Consider the following 23,718-nt stretch of genomic DNA (forward strand, 5'->3'; position numbering starts at 1 on the left):
TGCGGGCATCCGGGGAAGGCATCTGTTACCAGTACCCTTGATACGGTGCCATACCTCAAACGCAGCGGAAAACCCGTTGGGAGCATCACCCGTGGAACCACCAACCCGAACCGCCTGCGGCGGGTTGACCGGTGGTTGGCCGGCACCCAGGCCTGGCGGCTGCGCCATTCGGCCGACCCGCTTGTCGTCGATCTCGGCTACGGAGCGGCCCCGGTGACGGCGGTTGAACTCTTCGAGCGGCTGCGCCGGGTGCACTCCGCAAGCGAAGTGATCGGCATCGAAATCGACCCGGCAAGGGTGGAGGGGGCGCTGCCGTTGGAGCGGCCGGGCCTCAGCTTCGTGCAGGGAGGGTTTGAGCTGCCGATCCCGGGGCGGCGGCCGGTCGTGGTGCGCGCCTTCAATGTGCTCCGGCAGTATGACGAGGACGAATACCTCGCCCACTGGGACCAGGTGCGCTCGCGCCTCTCGCGTGACGGATTGTTCATCGATGGCACCTGCGACGAGATCGGGCGCCGTTCAACGTGGATCGCCATTGACCGGGACGGCCCGGTGTCATTGAGCATCTCGCTGAAATTCGGATCCTTCACCCTTCCCTCGGACGCCGCGGAACGGCTTCCCAAGGCCTTGATCCACCGGAACGTGCCGGGCGAGAACGTGCACCGGTTCCTTGGCGCGATGGACCGCGCCTGGCTTGACGCCGCACCGCTTGCCGCGTTCGGTGCGCGTCAGCGGTGGAGCGCCATGTGCCGCGCGCTGGCCGCGGACGGCTGGCCGCTGGTCAATTCGCCGTCGCGCTGGCGCCTTGGTGAGGTCACCGTCGCATGGGACGCCGTCGCGCCCGTTCCGGCCGCCGTGCCGTAGGGCGGGCTTGAAGATCGGGTCCAGCCCCTGCGGCGCGGGAACTGCCTGAGGAACTTACCAGGGGCCGTAGGGGCCCTGGTTTCCGCGCCCGCGGACTTCGCTGACGGCCGGTTTGACGTCGGCGAGGTAGACGCAGGCCGCAACGACGGCAACCAGTTTGAACAGGCCGAATCCTGGGCTGAGGGCGCTGAACACGCCGACCACGACGGCACCGCCGGTCACCGCCGTCCAGAAGCCCTTGGTGCGCTTGAAGGAGGCTTCGAAGGAGGCAGAGCTGCGGCGCAGGCAGTCAGTGAACGCCCATATTTCGATTCCGAGCGCGAGGTAGCCAAGAGCGAGGTAAAGGTACGTCTGAAACTCCAGGATGATGCCCACGCGTTTAGCTTAGCGGCTGGACGGCGTGGAGGGCTCCAGCGAGGTCGGCCCAGAGATCCTCGACGTTCTCAATGCCGACCGATAATCTCACCAGCGCTTCCGGCACCGTGGCGGGCTCCCCCGGCTGCCGGCGGCGCCGTTCGATCAGTGACTCGACTCCGCCGAGCGAGGTGGCGGGCATCCAGAGCCGCACCGCCTCAACCAGCGCATCGGCGGCGCGCACTCCACCGGCGGGTTCGATGCTGATGATGGCGCCGAAGCCGTTGAGCTGCGCCTTGGCCCGTAGATGGCCGGGATCCTGCGGCAGCCCCGGAAATCGGACGCGTTCGATTGCCGGGTGCCCGGCGAGGCGTTCGGCGAGCACCGCGGCGCTCGCCTGGGCGCGCTCCATGCGCAGCGCAAGGGTGCGCAGCCCGCGCAGGGCAAGCCACACCTCAAACGGTCCGGCGATTGCCCCGCGCAGGGTGCGGTGCGCCAGGAGCTGGTCGCGGCGCACGGGGTCCGAGGTCACGAGCGCACCGAGGACGACGTCGGAGTGGCCGGCGAGGTACTTCGTCACCGAATGCAGGACGACGTCGGCCCCGAAGTCCAGAGGACGGCAGAGGATGGGTGTGGTGAACGTGTTGTCAACGACGACGAGCGCTCCAACGGCATGCGCGGCCTCCGTGAGGCGGGCCGTCTCGGCCACCTCCAGCATGGGGTTCGTCGGGCTTTCAAGCCACAGCATCACCTGCCCCGGCTGCCTGTGCGTTCCCAGTCCCGCCAGTTCCGCCAGCACCGTTTCCGTGTCGGCGACGTCGATCGGTACCAGGGTGAACCGGCCCAGGGCTGCCTCCGCTGCGGCAAGGCTGATCGATCCGGCATACGCGTGCCGGGGCATGAGCACCACACCTCCCGTCGGCACGAGCGCGAGCGCGGCGGCGGCGGCACCGAGGCCGGAACTGAACACCAGGGCGGGCAGCGCCGCGCCCTCAAGCCGGCCCAAAGCCTCTTCGAAGGGGTCCCAGGTGGGATTGGACATGCGCCCGTAGACGCGGTCGCCGGGCTGCGGCGCGCGGGTCTCGTGGAACGTCGTCGAGAGTTCGATCGAGGGATTGACCGGTGAATCGTGTGCCCGCTCGGGGCGGCCGGCGGCCACGGCGAGGGTGTCGGGTGCCAGGGCGGGAGAATCTGTTGCCATGGCCTAAGGGTAGCGTCCCGGGCGTTTTCCCCGGCCGATCCGGGACGGCGGCAATAGTCACCGGCACTCGGTAGTCTGGAGGCGTGACGCTCCATAAACCGCACGGCCTTCCCGGGCTCTTTGTTGCCTTCGAGGGCGGCGACGGGGCCGGTAAATCAACCCAGGTCGGTGCCCTGTGCCGCGCGCTCGAGCAGAGCGGCCGGACAGTGGTGCGCACACGGGAACCCGGAGGCACTCCCGTTGGGGAGAAGCTCCGTGCCCTGGTGCTCGAACACGGGCAGGGGGAAATCGATGCGCGGACCGAGGCCCTGTTGTTCGCCGCTTCCCGTGCCGCCCATGTCCAGCAGGTGATCCTTCCGGCCCTGAGGCGCGGCGAGGTCGTCGTGTGCGACCGCTACGTCGATTCCTCGGTGGCCTACCAGGGTGCAGGGCGCGATCTGGGAGCCCAGAGCGTGCTGGACCTCAACCTCTGGGCGGTGGAGAACCTGCTGCCGGACCTCACTGTGCTCCTCGATGTTTCACCCGAGGTGGGCCGCAGCCGGCGCACCGCCGGTGATGCGGCCGAGGACCGGATGGAGTCCGAGCCCGACGACTTCCATCAACGCATCCGCTCCGCGTTCCTTGGGCTGGCCGGGCAGGCACCCGGACGGTACCTCGTCCTCCCGGCCGGTGGCGCGGTCGACGACCTCGCCGCGGACATCCTGGCTGCGGTGCTGGAGCGGCTGCAGTGAGCGTCTGGGCCGATCTGCGGGGGCAGGAGCCGGTGGTGGAGCAGCTTCGAAGGGCGTCGCAGTCGGGCGCTCCGACTCACGCATGGCTGTTCACGGGTCCGCCGGGATCGGGCCGTTCAAACGCCGCCCGAGCCTTTGCCGCGGCACTGCTGTGCGACCGCGAGGCGCTCTCCGAACGCGGCTGCGGAACGTGCAAGGGCTGCCGCACCGTGCTCGCCGGGTCGCACGCCGACCTGACGAACGTGACGACTGAGAAGGTCACGATCACCATCGAAGAAGCCCGTGAGCTGGTGCGGAAGGCCCAGGACAAGCCGTCCACGGGCCGCTGGCGGGTAATCATCGTCGAAGACGCCGACCGGATGCAGGAGCGCAGCACGAACGTGCTCCTGAAGGCCATCGAGGAGCCGCCGCCACGCACCATCTGGCTGCTTTGCGCGCCGAGCCCCGGGGACGTCCTTGTCACGATCCGTTCCCGCTGCCGGATGGTCAGCCTGCGCCTGCCCCCGGTGCGCGACGTGGCCGAGCTGCTCGTGGCGCGCGACGGCATCGACCCGGCCACCGCCGAGGCTGCGGCCCGCGCCGCCCAGAGCCACATCGGGGTAGCAAAGCGGCTCGCCACCGACGAGGGCGCCCGAGAACGCCGCAACCAGATTGTGCGCCTGCCGCTGACCCTGCGCTCCGTCTCCGGCGCCATGAAGGCAGCGGCCGACCTCGTGAAGCTCGCCGAGGCCGAGGCGACGAGTTCCTTCGAACAACGCGACGCGAGCGAACGCACCGCCCTGCTCACCGCCCTCGGCGCCCCCGAAACCGGAACCCTTCCGCCGTCAATGCGCAGCCAGGTCAAGCGCCTTGAGGAGGACCAGACCCGGCGCGCCAAACGCTCGAAGAACGACTACTTCGACCGGGCGCTGACCGACCTCATCTCCTTCTACCGCGATGTGCTCATGCTTCAGGTGTCGAGCGGGCGCGAGCTGGTCAACGAACCGCTGCGGCCCGAGCTTGAGGAGTTCGCCCGGCGCGAGTCGCCCGAGGACACCCTGCGGCGCATCGAGGCGATCAACGAGGTGCGCACCCGCCTGGTCGGAACCAACGTGTCACCGCTGCTGGCCATCGAAGCCATGGCCGTGAGCCTGCTGTCCCGAAAGGACCTCGCCCGATGACACTGCCCGCCGGATCCGCTCCGCACCGGCGCGGAGCACGCCGCCGGCTTGCAGCCGCTGGCGCGGCCCTGCTCTTCGCCCTCTCGGGGTGTTCGCTGCCCTTCCTGCAGCCCGACCGCACCCCGGAAACCGGAGCGGTGACGGCGGATCCGGAAGTGATTGGAGCGGTTCCCCCCGACCTTGAGCCCTTCTACAGCCAGGAAGTGAAGTGGGAGCCGTGCGAGGAGGACTTCGCCTGTGCCCGGGTGGAGGTGCCGATGGATTACTCCGATCCGGGGCGGGCGACAATCGAGATCCAGGCGATCCGCGCCGACTCCACCGGTGAGGCGCAGGGGACGGTGCTGGTGAATCCTGGCGGGCCGGGCGGCTCCGGCTACAACATCGTCCGGGACTCGCTCGACCGGGTGGTCAGCGAGCGCCTTCGGGAGGCCTACGACATCGTCGGGTTCGACCCGCGCGGGGTGAACAGGTCCACCGCCGTCGAGTGCCGCACCGACGCGGAGCAGGACGCGGCCCGCGAGGAGTTCATTCCCGCGGCCACCCCCGATGCCGAAGCGCTTGAGCTGCTGCGCGCCGATGCCCGGGAGTACGCGGACCTTTGCGCCGAGCGCACCGGCGAGCTCCTGGGCTTCGTCGACACCGAAAGCGCAGCACGCGACATGGACATCCTGCGCGCCCTGTCCGGGGACCCCAAGCTGAACTACCTCGGGTTCTCCTACGGTACGCAGCTCGGAGCGGCGTATGCCGGGCTCTTCCCGGGACGCTCAGGCCGGCTTGTGCTGGACGGCGCCATCGACCCGGCGCTCACCAGCGAGGAAGTGACACTGGGCCAGGCCGTGGCGTTCGAGAAGGCGGTGCGGGCCTACGTCGCCGACTGCCAGTCCCGCGACGAGTGCCCGCTGTCGGGCAGCGTCGATGAGGGTGTTGCGGAGCTTCAGGAGCTCTTCGCGTCGGTGGAAAAGGAGCCACGAACCGCCGCCGACGGCCGACTGGTGACGGTCGGGGCGTTCGTCCAGGGGTTCATCCTCCCCCTGTACGACGACGCGAACTGGCCGGTGCTCACCGAGGCCGTCGACAGCGCCCTGCAGGGCGACGTGGATCCCATGCTGCGCCTAGCGGACTTCGCCTATGAGCGCGAGCCCGACGGCACCTACGCCTCGAACGCGACCGATGCCTTCCTCGCGGTCAACTGCCTCGACTACCCGATGGTCTCGAGCCCCGAGGGGATGCGCGCCGACGAGGAGAAGCTCGTTGCCGCGTCGCCAACCTTCGGGGAGTTCCTTGCCTACGGCGGGGTGACCTGCGAGGCATGGAAGTACGGGCCGGTGGACAAGCCGGCTCCCGCCAGCGCGCCGGGAGCGGAACCGCTGCTCGTCATCGGCACAACGGGCGATCCCGCCACACCCTACGAATGGTCACTCTCCCTTGCGGAGCAGCTCGATTCGGCCGTCCACGTCACCTGGGAGGGCGAGGGCCACACCGCCTACGGGCGTGCCGGGGACTGCATCGAGGACATCGTCGATTCCTACTTCATTGACGGAAAGGTGCCCGAAGACGGCGCCCGGTGTTGAAACGGGTGTTGCTTCCCCCGCTTTGACCAGCGGGCTCAGGCTCTTATAGAGTTGGTCCTTGTGGAAGGGCCCGCCTCCCGGGGCGCCGGCCAGGAAGCGTGCCTCCTTAGCTCAGTCGGTAGAGCGTCTCACTCGTAATGAGAAGGTCGCCAGTTCGACTCTGGCAGGAGGCTCAACTAAAACCCCCTAGAAACCGCTGATTCTAGGGGGTTTTCTGTACCACAAAGGCTTTGAGAGGCATCCTCTAAACCGGGCGTATTCCCGGTGAAACCCTCTACTACCACGTGCTTTCGTCACTTTTTCGTCACTTCTCAAGCCCGATGGTTCCTCGGTGCTCGGCTTTCACGTCAGGTGCCTCGTGCGATGTTCCCGGGCCTTTTGGAATACGGAAACGACCAGGGCAGACATTTAGGCGGATAGCCGCCGATTGGAAGTTTCGACCCATGAAGCGGAGACATCATCGCTAACAGCCGGCAAGGTCGGAAGCTGCCCCTCGGTACCTCGCAAGGGCAACGGTGGCCGCAACAACTCGCGTAGAAGTCGGACGCAGCGTGCTGCGCTTCGAGCACCAGCGGGCTACGGGGCGCCCCAAGCCGTCGAAAGCAGAAGGTGGGGCCTGCCCGCAGCTGTGCCCTAATCACCGTCCCTGTAGGGCGCAGAAGGCCCCAACCCCGCTACCTTGGGCAACCTGCGGCTCAAACATTCTTGGATGCCTGGCCAGGCCGCTGGGCCGCAGAATCTCAGCGCCGCCGTTCACCGCACGGAGCCTCCCCGCACCGGTTACCCTCCGTGCGGTTGTGGCGAAGGGGCTGGCGAATGTGGCAAAGGGGCTGGCGAAGTGTTCAACGCCGAGGAGGGACTCTGGGCGTCTGTTACGGAGGCCAACGCAGTGTCGCGGGCAAACAAGGTCGTTGCCTTCCCGAGGCCGCTCCAACCGCCTCTCGGTCGGACAGGGAGGGCGCCCTGTGCCCGCCGTATCGCGGTGCACTTTAGGCGGGATACCCGTCGTGGAAACAAGTCAGTTACAACGGTTTCAACTGGAGCTGCCGGCCCTGCCGGGCATACTCGTCCAAAAGCAAGAAGGCGCGACCGATCTCATTTAAGTGCAGTTCGAGGCTCCAGTGATGGACCTCGTCTATTGAGTTCGCGTATGGACGTATGGAGTCACCTCTCTGATCGGCGCTGAATTCATCTTCCGTCTCCCACTCGACATCAGGATTCATCTCAAGGTCCGCCCATCCGAACAATGCGGGTAGGGCGGTGTCGTAGAGTTCCCCGCCCAGGGCGACACCCCATCTTCCGAGTTCCTGCCGCGTTCCGTCTTCAAGGACGGCAGAAATCTCAAGATCACCCTTCCCCCATGTCTTATTGACCCACTCATCAGCCTTCAGGATGAGACGCTGACCCTGACTGATCCTTTGCATCCACGGCAGGAGAAGCCGTAGTTCGCGAAGACGCAAGTCGTAGGTGGTGCCCGCCGACAAACGATTCAATATTGGTAGCGCAGCCTCGGTGAGTAGATCGCCGTCCCGGAAGTGCAGCCGCCACCCACCAGTCTTCGTCTGCTCAAGTGTGTGAGGTGAGGCTTCCCGAAAGAAGAGCGTGTCAGTGCTCTCCTGCCAGACAACAATGGCAACCGGGAGTGAATGGTTCTGCCAGTAAGCGACATGTTTCTTGTCCGGGTAAAAGTACCAACCTCCGTTTGCGGCGGGCTTTAGCCAACTATCTCCGGATTTGATTTGCAGTGCGACGAGTCGGCCCTTCACGTTCCCGCGCTCCACCACTTCCACATGGGCATCTATGCCGTAATCCTCAAGCGGCTGTTCGCGAAACAGCCACTTGGCCGTCGCTTGGAAAAAAAGTTGGGCCTTCGTCACCCCGACTGCAGCGGTGGTTGCAGTCGGCTTGTGGCGGGGCCACTGATCTTCGTTACTCAACTTTTCATCCATTCCAAATTGGGCCGGCGGGGGCACCTCGAACTCGATTCCGCTCAATCGTTGCATATTGGGAGAACTTGCCAGAGGGAGCGGAACCCTTGCACCGTCACGGTTCTGAACCCCGTCAGCGCTTCCTGCCGCGCCTGAAGGCTCGGAGGATTATCGCGATGACGAAGGTTCTAAAGCCAGATGGTCCAGCCCGCGGTTCTTGGCGTCGTCCTGACTGAAGCAAAACCATCGACCCCGGCACCCTGCGACAAGCCTCCCGCCGTCGCGATCGCAAGGTGCGTCGATGAGCGCAGTTGCGGGCGGCGTTCTTGCGTCAGTCAGCAGCAGTGGAGAGGCTCGGACCGCTGAGGACGGTCGATACCTTGCGGCGGCCGAACGGAGGCCCCATCGCAAGGAGGTCCTCGCGATGGTCAACTCGCGCCACTGATGGGCAATGGACGCCAAATTAGTCGGCCGATAGCGTGAGTCATATAGGGATAGCCAAGCGGGTTGCCCTGCTATCCGGAGGTTTCGCCTTGTTCAAAATTCTTATCGACGTTCCTGGATTCGCAGCCATTTACGATCGAGGCCAGTTGAAGGTGGACATTGTTGATGGTGCGATTTCCAATGAGGAAATCGTCGAGGAACACATGAAATATCGCCAATTCTGACGGACTGCAGGAGGTCGCGCACTAACAGGTGCGCGACTCTCTACTCGTGACAGGTTGTTCTACGCGAAAACATCTGCTCACCGGGTTCGGTGCGAAGCCAGACCTCAGCAGGCGGGACCAATCCCTTCTGGCCTTGGGTCGACTCACCCGCTAGAACTAGTCGCAGAGCTGGTCGACGCGGTGTTCTAACTAGGATTCGTGGACGGCCTGGCGGAGTGGCATGACGTAATCAGCGGCGGAGGAGGCATACACTGCGGCCCATGACTACTTATCCAGAAGGCAACGCAATCCGACTTCCTCTTACCAAGGATTCCGAACAGTGGGAGATTGACGCCGTGCAGGAAGCGGCAGCACTCGAACCGACCGATCCGCACGACCACGAGGCTTTAGCTAACGAGCCGAACCACTAACGAAGCTTCACCGAATCGAGGAAAGCCCCCACCTGGATGCGTTCCATGTGGGGGCTTCGCAGCGTTTAAAGCCGCCTCAAGTCAAGTGCCGGCATGAATGTTAGGGGATATCCGGCCGACTCCTGACCATTAGTTAGTTTACGGGAGGCTGGCTGTGCGGACCACGGTGACCCCCGACTGGGCGGGGGCTGCGCCGACTGCGAGTCCCTGGCCGTTCCACAACTTGATGCGCTTCCCGACCAAGATCAATCGTTCTCCGCTGAGGCGCGCGAGAAATCGACCCACTGGACCGTCACAAGCTTGTCCGTCCAGGCTATGGCAAAGCCTTTTACTGTCTTCGTGTCACCGTCCGGATACGCCAGCTCCGCCCAAACTGGCGGGGCCTTCTCCGTGGTCACCGTGACCCCCTCGGCGTGGGGCTCGGGCCGAAGTGGCGCAACGAATCTGTCAACGGAGGGCGGGATGCCATGCCAAGAAGAGGGCGCGCCCATGGCTAGCTAGTGGGGAACATCTTCGGGGAGGATGTACCGAGGCCCCATGCCATGCACCATCCAACGCCCGAACTTTTCGCGCCACACAAGGGTGATGACGCTGGCGAGGCTGACTGGCTGCGAGTCGATGACCTGGAAGCTTTGCGAGACGTCGGAGAGGATCTTGACGTAGCGAACATTCGGATCGCCATGCGCCTCGTTGGCGACCGACCCGGTGCCCCGATCGTTTATGGAGCGCAAGTGCTCGGCCACCACCGAGAAGTCGCCCCACGCATCCAGCGACTCGGGCGTGACCAGGAACCGTAGCGCCTTCTGGTGGGTTCGATAATCGTCGAGGGCGTTGCAGAAGGTGATGCCCACTGACACCGGGTCCTGCAGTGAATCATCCGGCAGGTTCGCTTCCGCCTCGTCATCATCTGCGAAGCGGCGCCACTCCGCCGGCGGCTGGTCTTCCTTCGGTTGTTTGTTGGTCATGGGACGGAGGCTAGCTGCCAGCACGGACATTACGATGTAGCCACAACGCAAAAAGCCCCATAGCCTGTCTCATGCGAGATGACCCGGGGCTTTTTCTGTGTCACGGTCGCAGCGCGGCGCCCCACGGATGGTACGCCCGAATCTCGCTTGGCCGCGTCCGTCCTTCGTGCATCCTCCCTCTCATGCCCGAGTCGATGGGGCAGATGAGCAATTAGGAGCCGGTGCTGAGTTCATTGCTGGCTAGGACGAACCCCGGTATGGTTCGGAGTGAAAAGGTTCCACCCCGCCAATAAGAACTCCTGAGTTCTGCCGTAAGGCTAGGCGGGGTGGTCATTTTTCACCAGTACCTCGTATGGCCATTCTGGAAGATGTTGAACTTCGTGTGAGAGACTCCCGCCAAGGCGCTGAGCGGTTGAGTGTCGTTCACCTCAAGCCACCTGAAGGTCGACCATGCGAAGTAGTCCGCGATTTGGCCGTTGAGGTCAGACTTCACGGGGTGAAATGCAACGTGGAAAGGCTTTCCTAGTCCCTTCATCGCGGGCTTGACTGCCTTGAGAAAAGCATCGCGCTGTTTGCCCGTTAACACCGAATCGAAGACCATTACGATCTGGTCGTACTCCGAACCGGCAACCGAATATAGCCACTTAGCCATCGCCATACCGAACAAAGTGAGCATCGCGGTCGCGCTGTGTTTGGAAGGGTGGGCAAGGTGCTTGTCCGCGTAGATTGTATGAACCTTCATCAACGGATGAAGGGTACGGATGACTTCAGCAACGTTGGCCCGTGTCCCACGAGAGTTCTCAGTGGCGTGGAATTCAAGCTGGTCACTCCTCCTGGCAAGCAGGTTGTATTTCAGCTGCTGCAGTGGCGCCGCGGTCGCGCAGGGATCGTCCGTAAACATCGCGGACAGCACGAGATGATTGGTCCCCTTGGCGGTGAAGTCGAAATTCCCCGACTCATCCATGAATACATACAGGGTTTTCCGGACCGGCGGTGAAGGGGCTGATCCTGCGGGCTCAGCCCCCTGGCTAATCGTCATACGGGTAGTCTCCACCCCGATCCCGACAATGCCTAAAGGGTTATTCACACCACCTGTGCATTACCTGTGGATTAGACGGCGTGTCCTGTGCATTCTGTCGGGATAACCCTGTGGACCCAAAAATACTTTCAGCGCGCCCCTCCGTTAGAACCCTGTGAACACGCGGGTCTGCGCCGGTTCAACCTGTGGAAAAGAAAAAACTTTGTCCACATAGATCCACAGGGGTTTATCCACGGCCCAAGATGCAGGAGATATGGCAGGGCGGCCCGCCTACGAAGGGGCGGACCACCGTCGTCCTGCACCTACCCGAGGTCACCCAAGCTCTTTGGCTCGCGCCACATGATCGGACGCCACCGATGCCCCGTCGGTTACTTCATGCACTATTCGGTCCACCCTGGCTGTGCCGGCGGCCGCATCGAGCAGGCAGTCATATTGGCGAGGGGGGGTAGAAGGCGGCGTACCGCCAGTAGAAGCACACAGGGGGCAAGCCGCCACTGCTCCGAGTCAAAGAGGAGCGCGCGAAGTCATCGGCGACGCGTGCGCGGTTGATGAACCGGTCGATCTGGACGCTGACGCCACGACCACCCGAGGAGACGCGAACCCCGTTGATGCCGCCGTCCGCGTGCTTGCTGACCAGATAGCCGAAGCGGCTAGCCTCCCCTCTGAGATGTCGAAGAGTCGGCTGCGTCTGGATGCGCCCAGCGGAATGTGGGCCCAAGTTGCAAGGTTCACGGTAGAGGAAGCCATGCAGAAGGTCGAGCTACGGCGGACGCGGTAAAGTTGACACGGACGGCCGACGTGCGTTGGCGAGTGAGTGGGCGGGCAGATAGTGCGCAGCCCGCGCCGAGAAGTGCCAGGAGCGCCCTGCGGGAGATTCGGGGGTGCGAGGTGGTTCAATGGGACGTAATTCGACGGCATTGATTGGAATCCTAAGTGACTGAGCCTCTGGAGTTCGAGGTGGACGACGCAGTCGTCCTTCTACTCGGCAGCGATGCCGGCAGAAGGGAAGAGACTGGGGAGGTGCGGGGGATAACCCGACTCGAAAAGCTCGTGTTTCTCTTGGAGCGCGAAACCGACGCGGGAAAGTACCTGACGGAAAGCCCCGCTTTCGAGGCTTACAACTTCGGCCCCTTCTCCCAGAAGGTGTACCAAGCAATCGACACCCTGGTCTCTGCGGGCTTGGTTGAAGATTCCGCCCAGCTCAGTCAGAACAACGAGGACACCTGGGAACTGAATCGGGTCATTGGGGATGATTCCACCTCGCCCAGCTACAGCACTCGCAATTTCAAACTCACGAATCTGGGGGAAGAGTACTTCGATGCGTTGCGAAGCGAGCTTCCTCACCCAGTCGTCGTCCAGGTTGGAGAGCTGAGGAAGAAGTTTTCCGGATGGCCCCTGCGCGAGTTGGTTCGGTACGTCTATGAGCGCTATGACTCCTTCACTGAAAAATCTCTCATCCGCGATGAAATTCTGGGCACATAGGTGGACATAGATCAAACGCTGATGCTGGGCATTTCAATACCCTTCGCTCTAGCCAGCTATGTGGCACTCTTGCCTGCCGTGCTGATGGGTTCTACGCTGAACACCCGCCTTTCTGAGAAGGAAACTCAGGCCAGACGCCGGCTAGTGACAGGCGCGATCAAGGAGTTGAAAGGGTTACGAGTTCTCCTAGATGACCTTTTCCGCGACTATGACGACGGGAACGACCCCTTCTTGACGAAGGCACGCCCATCCGAAGTTCTAGGGCCTGCAAGGGAGTTCGTCCGCTTGTCGCAGGCCCAGGAACGAATGAGTGCGGACTTGGCTCGGGCGCTGAGCCTGAACAGATCAGCGTTTTGGTTCCTAGTGGCGTTCTCACTGTTGATGACGATCACAGTAGTTACGAGCATCTTCGACCCGGCGATCGGCGACGCTCCATGCCACCTAGCCCTTCTCGGGGCTGCTCTTGCATTTGCAGGTGGTGCTGCCATCTATGTTTGGTTCTTACTCCTCCTCAGGCGCCTTGACATCGCGCACACTGAAGCCGGAAAAATCAATCGGGCCGAAGAGGCGGACGAAGCTGAAGACCTAAATAGCCTCAGTGGAGGCCGGCGGTGAGTCAAGTAGCGACGTGGGCACCCCTCCCAAGTGCGAAAAATCAGGAGGAGGAAATACTCCTTCACCCGCTGCTCGACCTGATGTGGAGGAGGGGTTGGGTAAACGCGGACTCCCAGCTTCGTGTCGAACTGGCATGGAACGGGCGCCGAGTCGATGTTGCAACCTGCACCAAGACTGGAATCACGAGCGCGTATGAGTTGAAAATCGGCTCTTTTCAGCGCGTCTTGGAACAAGCAATGTACAACCGCCTAAGCTTTGACAAGAGCTGGGTGGTTGTGACGGGAACGCCGAATCCGTCGAGCATGCTTCAGGCAGCAGAGAATGGCGTCGGGATCATTGCCTGGGATGGATCAACCATGCGGGTGGCCTCATTAGCTCGACGTCAGGCAGCTAACCCGAGAATAAAGGCGCGGTTGCGGATGGCATTCAAACGGGGGGTTAAGTAATGTTCGATGGGTTTTCGCATTTTCTGGCTTATGGCTCGACGGACCAGCAGACTCTCACCGCCCTTGCGCCCAATTATGACGGACTCGTCGTTCCTGGAACGGTGGCGGCGTTCCAGGCGGAGGGGACCCAAGGTTTCGTCCTTACGCTTTCTGCCTCGCAAAAAAAGCCCTACCTGATTGACCCCAGATTTCCTCTCTTTCAGAACGATCTGCGACTGCCCAAGAAGTCACACCTGTCTTTGGCCCGGGTATTCGGGCTTGAGGGTGTGATTCAGAGTCATGGCGGCGCTCCACTGGAAATCGTTGAAGAGCGGATTGAGGAAATATGCCACAGATGGTTTGCGTTCAACACGGCCTTCCGTGATGTGGCTCCCAAAGCCTTCAATAAGTACGCTCGTCGTCTGAAGCGCGCGCTTCCAGTTGCAGATGCGCAGGGGCCGACGTGGATTATCCCTCCCTACCTTATGGCGGACGAATCCCCGGCGGCTGCCCGCATATCGAAGGAAGCCTGGCGTCGAACGTTAACCATCGCGAGCGACGCTGGGCATGGAGACAGGGTCCGACCAGTGGTTGCTGTAGGCAATCCGGAGAATCTCTCTCAGGCTGCTATGGATCTGGGTGCGAGCGAGGTGCTGATCTGGGTTAGCGACTTGGATGAGACAAAATCCGCTCAGCACTCACTGGCCGCGTATGCCAGGCAGGTATGGATTTTGTCTGCAGCTGGAGTCAGGCCGTTCGCTTTGTACGGTGGTTATTTCGCCACCATGCTCCGGAGTGTGGGCCTTCGAGGCGTTTCGCACGGTGTGGGATTTAGCGAGCACCGTAACCATATTGAGCTGAAAAGCTCCGGCGGCGCTCCAGCGAGGTACTACGTGCGGAGGATTCACCGATATCTGCCTGTGGACCTTGCCTCGGAACTATGGAGACGGGACCGGGCGCTCGTGGAAGATTTGGAGACTCCGTTCGGTCAAGCTGACCCTGCGGAGTTGGACTACCACTCTCTAATGATGCATTCCGTGTGGGCGCGAAAAGCCGAGATTGATGCGGCAGAGTCACTGACCGTTCCTGACCACATAAAGCATCTTGAGATGGCTCGCATAGAGTTCTTGAACGGAATCAAGGAAATCAGATTGACTGAGGGATTGAAAAAACGCTCCTCGGCACTGGTTAACCACTTGACGCTCTGGGAAGGTGCCCTAACCCAAGCTGCGATCGGTCAATAGGCGTGGTGGCGCGTGGGGAACTCGCTTGAGGGTGCGACATATGCACAAGGGTTCGAATCGGCGGAAGTTTATTACCGAAAGCTCCCGCCTAGGCATCCTTTGCCACGGCTGTCGCCCCCCTGCCTCCTTGTCGACTTCGGCACGAAACGGTGCAACATTGCCGGGGTCGGTGCCCCTCTCGCGCTGCTTGTGGGCAGCATCGTGAATGATGACAGAGCTGAGAGTGACCTTTACTCCAGCGGAGCGGGCCGCGGCGAGGGTGAGACTTTGGGCGGTCTAGGACTCGAAGCCGCAGGCGTTGTTGAGTTCCTTCTCGGCAGCGAAGCGGGCATCGAGTGCGCCGCTTGGCGCCTCGGTGGGCCGCCAGTTTTCGACGTCGTACTCCCCCATGATCCGCAGGTTTTCGGCCATGGTGTCGGACGCTTTGTCGGCCAAGTCCAGGAGCTGCGCGCCGCCCGGCGTATAGCTGGTGTCGGTGACCGTGTTGGCCCTGATCGCCCGCAGTTCGGCGCAGGTGTCGGCAGTCGACAGCTGGCTCCCGGCGCAGCCGCCCAGGGCGAGCGTGGCGACGGCAGCGACGAGCAGGATCTTCTTCATGGTCCCCCATTTGTGGCGTACTTGACTCACGACCCTACCGTGGTGACCGAGAACACAAACTCCCCGTGTCCGGTTTCCAGCAATCGGACAGTCTTATATGTATGAGAGCAAGTTACGGGGGATAAGGGGGCGACGTTGTTAACACAGCAACATAGCTACCTTGTTCACACAGTGATTAGCCCGTAGGGCTTATGACTTAGTAACTGTGTTGACTATAGAGGGGGCCTCCGGCCCCCACCACTTGGTCAGGTACAGGGTTTTTTGATCTTTAAGGCTGGTATAGGCCCAGCGGGGCGAAGCCCCCGCAGTAAATTCCCAATTGATCCTACGGGTTATCGGCCGCCTGCGGCGGGCATCGAAGCGCCTATGTCCGGCCCGCGACAACGAGGCGCCCTCATCTATATGGCGCGATCGTCGCAGATTCGCATTCAGATTCGGCAAAGTCACACTCTTATACCTGATGAGGTCAGGATCACTTACCGGGTTAGTGAATGGACCGCCAAACTCACACCCTTCGTTAGGTGAGGGGAGAATCACTGACAAGCCGCGTGAGTGCACGCTCAAACTCACACTCTTATCTGTATGAGAGCAGGATCACGGCTTGCCCGTGTCCCGATCCCGGCAACCGGACACTCTTATCTGTATGAGAGCTTCGCCGAGCCGGCCGAGCTCGATCAACCTGCTCGACGCACCCACTTGCACCCACTTGCACCCAACAGAACTGAAAAGGACCAACATCAATGCCACTACTCATCGGTGAGCAGCACTATGCGCACCGCCTCACAAACGAGCAGGTGAACGAGATTCGCACTGCCTACGTACCCGGCCATGTCACGCAGCAGGAGTTGGCGGAGCAGTACGGCGTTACCAGGCAGCAGATCGGCCGCATCGTCAATCGGGACCGGTGGCAACACCTCGATTAGCCTGACCAGCATCATCAATTCAAGCCGGAGCCCTTGAGGCCTCGGCTTTTTTCATGCCCAAAGGACGAAAATGAATCAACACCGTGAACCTTGGCTTCGAGCCATTGCGAACTCCAGCACTATCAGTGGCGAGGCCCAACTGGTTGCGGCTGCGATTGCCGATGCAATGACAGGCCTCTCCCCCGTCGCCTACACCTCCCGCTTCAGGCTCCAAGGAGCAACCGGCTTGCCACGCAAGGTGTTCACGGAGGCTCTGGAGGAACTGAGGGGCAACGGTTATCTCGCGCCCCCCGCCACCGGTGCCTACAGCAGCGGTGGCGGCCGCATGAGCATTACTTTCCCGTGAGTCACGCAGTCGGCCAAGTGACCAACGGGCGCGGGGAAACGATTAAGGAAGATCCACAGGCCCTGCTCATGCTCCGACCCCCGCTGGAAAACTTCTCTTCACGGACTGCCGAGCGCACAGGGAACGAATCTCTACCAAGCCTGCTATATCGACGCCCGGAAATTTCGATCGAGAAAGGAACAGAGCGGGAGTGGAAGAACTCCGGCGGCGTCCCGTCCCGTAAGCATTTTCAGGACGCGGTGGAGGAGCACGGCCACCTTCTAGCCGGCTGTTGGCGGGATGTCACCTTGGACCTTTCGACCCACCTAGGCCCCGATGCGGTTTCCCGGACGAGCGTCAAGGCCATTGCACAGCGTCTCAACCTCCCCCCTGCTCGGGTGGGCGAGGTGATGGATCAGCTGAGGCGGCTTGGATTCGTCGGCTCCGGGCCTCGGTCACTGGGCATCATCTGCAAGGTCCCCACTCGTGGCACAGACGTTCATTGACCAGTATCGGGACCACTTGGAGCGAGCGAACATTCCGGCACCTGTGCGGCGGACCATGCACGCCACGGCGGACCACGCGAACAAGCACACCGGCGAAACCATTGTCGGCCGACCCCGTCTTGCCGCGGCGCTTGGGGTCGATGTGAAAACCATAGGCCGTCACTGGGAGGCAGCAAGAAGGGCACGGCTTATGCGCAGCACCCAACGGTTCAACACCAGCAACACCACCCAACTAACCGTCGTTGGGTCCGACCTGCCAGGCGCCTGCCCGGGGCTCGCCTACCTTGCAACGCTGCCCGACGAGTGGTTCGAATTGATCGCGCACGACTGCGTTCCGTGGAACCAAAGCGAACCGCCGTTCTAAGAATGTCCTTCTATCTATTAAGAACTGCCTAGGCCGGATCACTGGATCAACAGGCGAGGCGCGCCAGCGCCCTCGGGCCTTGACCAGACAAGCCAATCGATCCAGCTACTAGCAAACAGGTCAACTTAGTGGGGGGCGGAGCCCCCTTCCTGACTGCCGTCACGGCCTTGGCTGAGTTTCTGAGTTAACAACGGCTACTGCCCGGACGGGATCTGTGCAGGCCCTCCTTGACCTGGTACAGGCAGCGGCTCCTGCCGGTCCCTTCAACTTTTCGCCGCACCAGTTCCGCTGCACCCTCCCCACGTACCGGCGACCGCCCGATAGGCCCTCCTTACACGGCAGGGTCACCAAAGAAAGGCACTCCCGCCATGCCCACAGCAGTACCAACCCCATCCGGCCACGTCTCCCACTCCTGTGGACAGTCGTGGCCCAACAGTGATCGTAACTCCCACTGCCCCGCCTGCCATCAGACGTTTAGTAACCATGGCCTGGCGGACCGGCACCGGCAGACGCAGAACGGGCAGCGCGTGTGCGTGGACCCCTCCGACCTCCGATACCAGGGGCACGCTCCGGTTCTTGCCGGCGGCATGTGGCGGTCGGGCAAGCCCCGGGCCACAACCGCCGCTCGTCGCTGACCCGGTAGCACCGCTAAGCGCCTATCAGGGCCGCACCGGGTGAATGTCCCACCCGGCCACTTGCAGCCCGCAAAACTCCACTGGGACACCAACCGATCCAGAAGGGATCACCATGAGCAAGACCACCATCATCAAGACCTCCGAGGCTGCCGCCGCTGAGGTGGAAGAGCTTGAAGCCCGGCTCATCCAAGCCATCAACGACGCGGACACGGCCCGGCAGTTCTCCGACTCCCTGCCGGCACGACTGGCCGCCGGCGATACCAGCGTAGATGTGCCGCAGATCGCCGCTGCCGAACCAACCGCACTGGCTGCCAAGGCGATCGTCGTAGCGCTGGAGAACGAGCTCGACGCCGCCCGGCAGCGGCTCCGGAAGATCCGCGGTCAGGAGCTCGCCGAGCGGGTGAGCCGTGCCAACGGGTCGCTGATCCAGGCCGCTGATGTTGAGGCGGAAGTCGAGAAGATCGCCAAGACTGCCTTCGCATCCCTGCGGCGGCTGGCCTCACGCATCGAGACGAGCAATAAGGAGTTCAATTTGCTCCTTTCCGCCCTGCCCTTCGCCGACATCACCAGCACCGGCCTGGCTTTCGACAAGAACGGCCTGTACGGAAAGACCCTGACCACGGGAGGTTCGACGCTCCATGCCCATGACCCAAGCGGGTGGGAGGTGGACGTCATGGGCCGGATTCAGATGTTGGCAGCGCAGCAGCGTGACGCCACACGGGAAGCCGCGCCGGTTTACGTCGCCGAGGCCGAGCCCCTGCCCCGCATGTCCCCTGAGCTGGCTGCGAGCATCGTCGGTGATCGCTGATGCCTGAGCTGAATGCCCGGCTGGGCGCCACGGAACCAGAACGAGGGATGGCCCGCCTGTCCCTCACCCGCACCGAGAAAGCGAGCCTTCAGTGAACAGCGTTGAGCGCCTAGCGCGCGAAATCAGCAGGATGGACAGGCGCATCTCCGGCCTTGGCACCACCCCCCAGCTTGCTGACTCATCCATCGAGGACGGCGCCATTGAGGCCTACGACGAGGCCGGCCAGCTGGTGATGAATATTGGCCTCCAACATGACGGCACCAACGCGCCCGCTACGCTCTCCGGGCCGCCCCCGCCGCGCCCGGTAGCTGCAACTGCAGTTGGAGAGTGGGCGCGGCTGAAGATTCGCTGGGATGGGACGTTCCTCGACCCCGAGGGCGCCCTCGACGAGACAATCGCTGCACCCATGGATTTCGCGAGGGTCGAAGTTCATGCCTCCCAAGACCCGCTCCTCTCCGCCGAATTTGCAGACACCATTCGCGCGACCATTGAAACTCCCCGCGGGTCGGAGGTTTCATTCTTCGCGTCACCTGGCATTTGGTACATCCGCCTCGTATCGCGGTCCCTTTCGGGCAAGCGGTCAGAAGCCTCGCCGGTCACCCAGGTCACGTCCAAGGCGCTTGAGGTGGACGAGGAGTTTCAGTCAGCGGTTGTGGGGCGCATGGCGGTCTATCTCACCAACGCGAACGGTAAGGGCGAAAGGTCCACCATTACCGGTCAGGGCGTGAAGGTCACTTACACCGATCCGGCGACCGGCGAGTCCAGCGACCGCATCAGCCTCGGCACGTTCGATGGAGAGGAATATCTTGGCCTGACTGACGACGATGGGCTTCCTAGCGTGTCCGTCAACAAGGACGGGGGCATAGTCGGTCGCGACTTGGTGGCAGAGCAATCGTTCACCTACAAGGGTGAAGAGCTTCAGGCCATTCTCGATGTCCGCCCCCGGGGGCTGAAGGCGTGGGCGTCCCGGTCCAGCAGCAGCACCTACTGGGCGAACGCGCTGCAGCCCTACCTGCACCTGCGTTTCGAAGCGGAGGCCGGCCGGAGCTACCTAGTGCAGTCGACCCCCATCCAGACCGACGGCGACACTACCAGCGCCGATACCCGGGTCCACCTGCAATACGAGGTCAGCGGGGCCAACGCCACCACGGCCTCCCAGGTTATTGCCGAGGGCATCGCGCCGATGTCCAACTTCCCCACCCGGAGGGCCCCTGTCACCATCAACCGCCTGATCACTCCTCCTGCGGGGGACGTGAGCTTGCTCATCTCCTACTCGTGCCTGGGTGGGAGGGCGAAAATTTCGGCCAACGGCAGCCGGGCGGTTGTCTTGACGGTCACCGACATCGGCCCGGCACTTCCCGAGACCGGGGAGCACCGCGACGGCACGGCGGACGCCCCGACCGGGACGGCGACCCAGCCGCCCCAAACTGACCCCACCCCGCCGCCGGTGCGCAAAACCTACACCAAGGAATGGGGAGCCACCGCCCGCCGGTCCTACACCGGAACCGGCGAAACATACGCCTACAAACCCGAGAAGGGCTACCAGGGCCTGCAGCCGCACACCACTAACGGAAGCCTGAAGTCGATATGGGCCTTCCCCTCCGTCACGGCCGAACTTTCCGGGGCGACGGTCAATGACATCTGGGCGTACTTCTACTTCGAACACTGGTACTCCGGGACTGGAGGCACCGCCCGTATCCGCATGCACGGCAACCAGTCCCTGCCAGGCACCTACAACGGGACGAGCAACGGCATGAACTCCGGCGCGTGGCCCCGGGCCGCCGGCCGCTGGGTGCGAGTACCGGACAGCCTCTACGCCGGGTGGAAAGCCGGCACCCACCGAGGCTTCGCCCTCGAAGGGGACGGAACCTACAACACCTACGGGATCGCCAACGCGGCCCGCCTCAAAATCCGCTACACCAAGTAAGGAAGCCACCATGTCGGACCTGTTGAAATACGCCCGAGCCCGCGACGACTCCGAGTTCACTGCTCGCATTGCCGCAGCCATGACCGTCTACGCCCAGGAGGTGGAGCGTTGGGAGCTCAACCCGCCTTCGCGGGCACTGTGCACTTGGGTGCTGGAAAACCCGATGCAGGTGATCGATCGGATGGTCGCCCACGTCTCGACAAACCCTGCCATTGCCGCGAACGTCACCGTCTCCAACGGAACCGTGAGCGCCAGCGCCGTCCCTGATGGGGACATTCAGTACACCGTGAACCAGAAATGGGACGCAGTTGCTGGATACATGTTCAAACCCCTCGAACGAGCGAACCAACCGTGAAAGCCCTTATGCTCGCGCACGCCGCGAGTCTTCTGAGAACGATCCGTCCCCATGGATCTGGAGTTCCTGCGTAGCTCGCAATCGCCCCTCGTCGTCAGGGTGCTTTTTGTCCTAGGCATCATCCTCCAAACGATTTTCCCGTTCATTTGCAAGCTCACCCAACCGCTTGAAGACTTCATTAGCGATGCGGTCCGGCCCGAAATTCCATAGCACCCCGGCGTGATCTAGCGACTGTCCGGAATCGAGTCGACTCAGACCGCCCAGCACGCGTAAGTCGCCACAAGGTCGAATTCAACGGCCTCAGAGTGAAGCGCGCGGGAAAATTCGGCACAGAGGCCCCGGCGCCGTCCGTCACGCCGGCCCCACCGGGGAAGCGGTCAGTGCCTGCATCCACCACATTGGAGCAGCCATTCGAGGCTGCCCCAATGTGGTGGATAACGCTCCATTGGCCTTCAGAAAGCGCGATATTTCATCAATTCCTCAACGATGTCCTCGTTCGACATCAAACCATCAACGATGTCGACCTTCAGCCGACCGCCGTCCACGGCGAGAGTAAGGCCAGGAACATCAATCAGAACTTTGAACAACGCGGAACCTCCAGAGCGCAGGGCAGCCCGGTTGGCTATCCCTCTGCGCTCAACGTTATTCAACGGGCAATTTTGGTGTCCATTGCCCTTCAGTCCCGCGACTTGACGATCGTGCGTGGTCGGCCCGGTGGTGTGCATCAAATGTGGGACCAGGCGTGGCGTACGTGAAGGCGGGACCATCCGAAAGATGGTCCCGCCTTTCCGCGTTTAAAGGCCGGGATATCCGGACAAAAGGTTTGACCCGTACGCGGTGGAAAAGAGGCTCTCACCTGCGACTATATTTGACTGAGCTGACCAAAAAACCTTTGACCCGTACGCAAAATAAGGCGCTAAGGACTAGCGGGGCCACGCGGCGCCGGCAAGGGGGCACCCCCCACCCCTTCGACTGCCCGGAAGCCTGACCAGCTCCGCAGCCATCCATCACGCCGCCCCTTCGTGCCGGCTCAGTGGACACAGCAGCACGGGCCACGGGTGGGCAGCGCATGCCAGCTAGCAGGGCCATGGTGGAAACGCAGCAGGCGCGCAGCACACCAGGCGCAGGTTGAGTGCCGACCAGGCCAAGAGCCAGAACAGGCAACTGGGATGACCACACCCTCATCTAGATCAAGGAGCGCCGACGCATGCCGTCAACCTCCGATGAAAGACCGGGTGCGCCATCACGGTTCAAAAGGTGCACACCATTATTTGTGTCCCGAAAGTGCTTCACGTGTTGCATTATCGAGATACTTGAACTAATGTTGGTTCTATTGGAAGCGCGGTGAGATAGCCGCCCAGAGAAAAGGATTACGAAATGTTCGAAACGCTCTTGGATATTCCCGGACTCGCAATCGTAAATGACGGCGGCATCATCAAAATCGACCACGTACCCGCCTCAATGCCTGTCGGGCTGGCAATGATTCGCATCTCTGAATTCTTCGCAAGCTGGGCCTGCATGGAGGGTGTAGCTACACCGGCACTCTGATCTGTAGATTCCCGAGCAGGTGAGCCGAATTCCGCTTACAAGCTCGGGTTTTTAGGGCTCAGAGGGTCCTGATCGACATACCATGAGAGAGGAGTCGCCCAAGTGTCTCGCATGACCGAGACGCCGGCGCAGGGTCGGGCACCACACTTAGAGTTACTCCGGGCGTGCCCCAGCCGTCTGGCTCGATCCCTGTTGTTGAGCGTCCACATGTCCGGATAGTCAACTATTCCAATACGGTTGAGCATCAGGGCCGGCGTTGCCAATTCGGGATGCCTGCCTTGATGCTCAGTCGACCCCGCTGCCTTGCACTCAACCCTCTCCTCATAACAAGACTCCGGCGTGCTGCTCGGTCGAGCCCGGCATGGCTGCTACCGGCAGTCATTCATCGTCCGGCGAGGCGGCTGCGCCGCAGTAAATCACTGAGATGGTCACGACGACGCGCCCTAATGAGGTGATCCCCACGCTACTTCGGTGCACTAGCCCGCATCGACAATGTGGGATGAACCAGGAACGGGCGTCGCCCCCCCTCCCTGCTGGCGAAATGAAGTAGCGAGAATCCCCGCAGGCCTTTGGGGGGTGTTTATGATGAACCGGCCTTTCGCGATTGTGGCATTGCCTGTCGTGGCGGCCGGAACGTCCGCGCGGCCCAAGCGCGACCTCCCGGTCCAGGCGTTGTACCCGATTCATTCGTACACGCCTCGCCCCGCTGCAGTTCTGGTCCATCATAGGGTCGTGGACGAGCTCGCGACCCCAAGGTGCGCGACAGTAGCTCCGCGAGAGACGCTGGCATGCTGAATCCACTGACGCCGCTGACGCCGCGAGAGACGCTGGCATGCTGAATCCACTGACGCCGCTGACGCCGCGAGAGACGCTGGCATGCTGAATTCACTGACGCCGCTGACGCCGCGAGAGACGCTGGCATGCTGAATTCACTGACGCCGCTGACGCCGCGAGAGACGCTGGCATGCTGAATCCACTGACGCCGCTGACGCCGCGAGAGACGCTGGCATGCTGAATCCACTGACGCCGCTGACGCCGCGAGAGACGCTGGCATGCTGAATCCACTGACGCCGCTG

The 23,718-nt window shown here is 62.5% G+C and carries 23 protein-coding genes and 1 tRNA gene; 17 read left to right on the top strand and 7 right to left on the bottom strand.

Annotated elements, in window-relative coordinates; all coding sequences use genetic code 11:
• Positions 1-45: 45 nt before the first annotated feature.
• Positions 46-861, top strand: a complete 816-nt coding sequence (locus tag AC4D2R_RS10135) for a class I SAM-dependent methyltransferase (RefSeq protein WP_490939873.1) — start codon at positions 46-48, stop codon at positions 859-861.
• 54 nt (positions 862-915) lie between these two features.
• On the opposite strand, the gene AC4D2R_RS10140 is transcribed toward AC4D2R_RS10135, so the two are convergent.
• Both AC4D2R_RS10140 and AC4D2R_RS10145 read right to left on the bottom strand, forming a co-directional pair.
• Positions 916-1,236, bottom strand: a complete 321-nt coding sequence (locus tag AC4D2R_RS10140; protein WP_490902437.1) for a DUF2516 family protein — start codon at positions 1,234-1,236, stop codon at positions 916-918.
• A gap of 4 nt (positions 1,237-1,240) precedes the next feature.
• Positions 1,241-2,416 (bottom strand): trans-sulfuration enzyme family protein, encoded by a 1,176-nt coding sequence (locus AC4D2R_RS10145; RefSeq protein ID WP_490939875.1) that lies wholly within the window; start codon positions 2,414-2,416, stop codon positions 1,241-1,243.
• Between the two features lie 83 nt (positions 2,417-2,499).
• Here AC4D2R_RS10145 and tmk point away from each other — a divergent pair, with 83 nt between their 5' ends.
• The 4 genes from tmk (at position 2,500) to AC4D2R_RS10165 (ending at position 6,051) form a co-directional block, all read left to right on the top strand.
• The gene (gene tmk / locus AC4D2R_RS10150) at positions 2,500-3,147 is read left to right on the top strand and encodes a dTMP kinase (RefSeq protein WP_490902439.1); all 648 of its coding nucleotides are present in this window, start codon (positions 2,500-2,502) and stop codon (positions 3,145-3,147) included.
• Entirely contained in the window at positions 3,144-4,307 is a 1,164-nt protein-coding gene (locus tag AC4D2R_RS10155; RefSeq protein ID WP_490939877.1) for a DNA polymerase III subunit delta', read from the top strand. Before tmk ends, AC4D2R_RS10155 begins: the two co-directional genes overlap by 4 nt.
• Positions 4,304-5,878 carry an alpha/beta hydrolase gene (locus tag AC4D2R_RS10160; protein WP_490939879.1) on the top strand — a complete coding sequence of 525 codons (1,575 nt, stop codon included), beginning with the start codon at positions 4,304-4,306 and terminating at the stop codon, positions 5,876-5,878. Before AC4D2R_RS10155 ends, AC4D2R_RS10160 begins: the two co-directional genes overlap by 4 nt.
• Before the next feature lie 100 nt (positions 5,879-5,978).
• Positions 5,979-6,051 (top strand) — tRNA-Thr (locus tag AC4D2R_RS10165).
• An 849-nt stretch (positions 6,052-6,900) separates the two neighbouring features.
• On the opposite strand, the gene AC4D2R_RS10170 is transcribed toward AC4D2R_RS10165, so the two are convergent.
• Positions 6,901-7,872: a DUF4365 domain-containing protein gene (locus AC4D2R_RS10170; protein WP_490939881.1), complete on the bottom strand. Its 972-nt coding sequence runs from the start codon at positions 7,870-7,872 to the stop codon at positions 6,901-6,903.
• A gap of 862 nt (positions 7,873-8,734) precedes the next feature.
• On the opposite strand from AC4D2R_RS10170, the gene AC4D2R_RS10175 reads away from it, so the two are divergent.
• On the top strand, positions 8,735-8,884 hold the full coding sequence (locus tag AC4D2R_RS10175) for a hypothetical protein (protein ID WP_490939882.1): 150 nt from the start codon (positions 8,735-8,737) through the stop codon (positions 8,882-8,884).
• Positions 8,885-9,381: 497 nt separating this feature from the next.
• On the opposite strand, the gene AC4D2R_RS10180 is transcribed toward AC4D2R_RS10175, so the two are convergent.
• Together AC4D2R_RS10180 and AC4D2R_RS10185 are read right to left on the bottom strand one after the other, a co-directional pair.
• Positions 9,382-9,849 carry a hypothetical protein gene (locus AC4D2R_RS10180; RefSeq protein WP_490939883.1) on the bottom strand — a complete coding sequence of 156 codons (468 nt, stop codon included), beginning with the start codon at positions 9,847-9,849 and terminating at the stop codon, positions 9,382-9,384.
• Between the two features lie 337 nt (positions 9,850-10,186).
• Positions 10,187-10,888: a DUF3800 domain-containing protein gene (locus AC4D2R_RS10185; RefSeq protein WP_490939884.1), complete on the bottom strand. Its 702-nt coding sequence runs from the start codon at positions 10,886-10,888 to the stop codon at positions 10,187-10,189.
• Positions 10,889-11,821: 933 nt separating this feature from the next.
• Here AC4D2R_RS10185 and AC4D2R_RS10190 point away from each other — a divergent pair.
• The 3 genes from AC4D2R_RS10190 (at position 11,822) to AC4D2R_RS10200 (ending at position 14,654) form a co-directional block, all read left to right on the top strand.
• The gene (locus AC4D2R_RS10190) at positions 11,822-12,370 is read left to right on the top strand and encodes a hypothetical protein (protein ID WP_490939885.1); all 549 of its coding nucleotides are present in this window, start codon (positions 11,822-11,824) and stop codon (positions 12,368-12,370) included.
• Positions 12,371-12,985 (top strand): hypothetical protein, encoded by a 615-nt coding sequence (locus AC4D2R_RS10195; protein WP_490939886.1) that lies wholly within the window; start codon positions 12,371-12,373, stop codon positions 12,983-12,985.
• 445 nt (positions 12,986-13,430) lie between these two features.
• Positions 13,431-14,654, top strand: a complete 1,224-nt coding sequence (locus AC4D2R_RS10200) for a hypothetical protein (RefSeq protein WP_490939887.1) — start codon at positions 13,431-13,433, stop codon at positions 14,652-14,654.
• 276 nt (positions 14,655-14,930) lie between these two features.
• On the opposite strand, the gene AC4D2R_RS10205 is transcribed toward AC4D2R_RS10200, so the two are convergent.
• Positions 14,931-15,281: a hypothetical protein gene (locus AC4D2R_RS10205; protein WP_490939888.1), complete on the bottom strand. Its 351-nt coding sequence runs from the start codon at positions 15,279-15,281 to the stop codon at positions 14,931-14,933.
• Positions 15,282-15,991: 710 nt separating this feature from the next.
• On the opposite strand from AC4D2R_RS10205, the gene AC4D2R_RS10210 reads away from it, so the two are divergent.
• From AC4D2R_RS10210 to AC4D2R_RS10240, 7 genes are all read left to right on the top strand, one after another.
• Positions 15,992-16,174, top strand: coding sequence for a helix-turn-helix domain-containing protein (locus tag AC4D2R_RS10210; protein ID WP_490939889.1), 183 nt, complete (start codon positions 15,992-15,994; stop codon positions 16,172-16,174).
• A gap of 70 nt (positions 16,175-16,244) precedes the next feature.
• Positions 16,245-16,520 (top strand): hypothetical protein, encoded by a 276-nt coding sequence (locus tag AC4D2R_RS10215; RefSeq protein ID WP_490939890.1) that lies wholly within the window; start codon positions 16,245-16,247, stop codon positions 16,518-16,520.
• Positions 16,521-16,985: 465 nt separating this feature from the next.
• The gene (locus AC4D2R_RS10220) at positions 16,986-17,369 is read left to right on the top strand and encodes a hypothetical protein (RefSeq protein WP_490939891.1); all 384 of its coding nucleotides are present in this window, start codon (positions 16,986-16,988) and stop codon (positions 17,367-17,369) included.
• Positions 17,370-17,737: 368 nt separating this feature from the next.
• Positions 17,738-18,004 carry an FDXHR family putative zinc-binding protein gene (locus tag AC4D2R_RS10225; protein ID WP_490939892.1) on the top strand — a complete coding sequence of 89 codons (267 nt, stop codon included), beginning with the start codon at positions 17,738-17,740 and terminating at the stop codon, positions 18,002-18,004.
• 112 nt (positions 18,005-18,116) lie between these two features.
• The gene (locus tag AC4D2R_RS10230; RefSeq protein ID WP_490939893.1) at positions 18,117-18,812 is read left to right on the top strand and encodes a hypothetical protein; all 696 of its coding nucleotides are present in this window, start codon (positions 18,117-18,119) and stop codon (positions 18,810-18,812) included.
• 91 nt (positions 18,813-18,903) lie between these two features.
• Positions 18,904-20,739 carry a hypothetical protein gene (locus tag AC4D2R_RS10235; RefSeq protein ID WP_490939894.1) on the top strand — a complete coding sequence of 612 codons (1,836 nt, stop codon included), beginning with the start codon at positions 18,904-18,906 and terminating at the stop codon, positions 20,737-20,739.
• A gap of 10 nt (positions 20,740-20,749) precedes the next feature.
• Complete coding sequence (locus AC4D2R_RS10240; protein ID WP_490939895.1) at positions 20,750-21,094, top strand: hypothetical protein; 345 nt, start codon at positions 20,750-20,752, stop codon at positions 21,092-21,094.
• A gap of 452 nt (positions 21,095-21,546) precedes the next feature.
• Here the strand turns inward: AC4D2R_RS10240 and AC4D2R_RS10245 are convergent, their stop codons facing one another.
• Positions 21,547-21,744, bottom strand: coding sequence for a hypothetical protein (locus AC4D2R_RS10245; protein ID WP_490939896.1), 198 nt, complete (start codon positions 21,742-21,744; stop codon positions 21,547-21,549).
• Between the two features lie 727 nt (positions 21,745-22,471).
• Between AC4D2R_RS10245 and AC4D2R_RS10250 the strand changes: the two genes are divergently transcribed.
• Complete coding sequence (locus AC4D2R_RS10250; RefSeq protein ID WP_490939897.1) at positions 22,472-22,642, top strand: hypothetical protein; 171 nt, start codon at positions 22,472-22,474, stop codon at positions 22,640-22,642.
• Positions 22,643-23,718: the final 1,076 nt, after the last annotated feature.

Source organism: Arthrobacter sp. TJ-217 (assembly GCF_058269255.1).

Bases quoted from the DNA above. Each gene is read 5' to 3' on its own strand.
- AC4D2R_RS10145 (WP_490939875.1), bottom strand. From the start codon at position 2,416: ATGGCAACAGATTCTCCCGCCCTGGCACCCGACACCCTCGCCGTGGCC.
- AC4D2R_RS10160 (WP_490939879.1), top strand. From the start codon at position 4,304: ATGACACTGCCCGCCGGATCCGCTCCGCACCGGCGCGGAGCACGCCGC.
- AC4D2R_RS10175 (WP_490939882.1), top strand. From the start codon at position 8,735: ATGACTACTTATCCAGAAGGCAACGCAATCCGACTTCCTCTTACCAAG.
- AC4D2R_RS10180 (WP_490939883.1), bottom strand. From the start codon at position 9,849: ATGACCAACAAACAACCGAAGGAAGACCAGCCGCCGGCGGAGTGGCGC.
- AC4D2R_RS10185 (WP_490939884.1), bottom strand. From the start codon at position 10,888: ATGACGATTAGCCAGGGGGCTGAGCCCGCAGGATCAGCCCCTTCACCG.
- AC4D2R_RS10200 (WP_490939887.1), top strand. From the start codon at position 13,431: ATGTTCGATGGGTTTTCGCATTTTCTGGCTTATGGCTCGACGGACCAG.
- AC4D2R_RS10210 (WP_490939889.1), top strand. From the start codon at position 15,992: ATGCCACTACTCATCGGTGAGCAGCACTATGCGCACCGCCTCACAAAC.
- AC4D2R_RS10215 (WP_490939890.1), top strand. From the start codon at position 16,245: ATGAATCAACACCGTGAACCTTGGCTTCGAGCCATTGCGAACTCCAGC.
- AC4D2R_RS10225 (WP_490939892.1), top strand. From the start codon at position 17,738: ATGCCCACAGCAGTACCAACCCCATCCGGCCACGTCTCCCACTCCTGT.
- AC4D2R_RS10230 (WP_490939893.1), top strand. From the start codon at position 18,117: ATGAGCAAGACCACCATCATCAAGACCTCCGAGGCTGCCGCCGCTGAG.
- AC4D2R_RS10240 (WP_490939895.1), top strand. From the start codon at position 20,750: ATGTCGGACCTGTTGAAATACGCCCGAGCCCGCGACGACTCCGAGTTC.
- AC4D2R_RS10250 (WP_490939897.1), top strand. From the start codon at position 22,472: ATGTTCGAAACGCTCTTGGATATTCCCGGACTCGCAATCGTAAATGAC.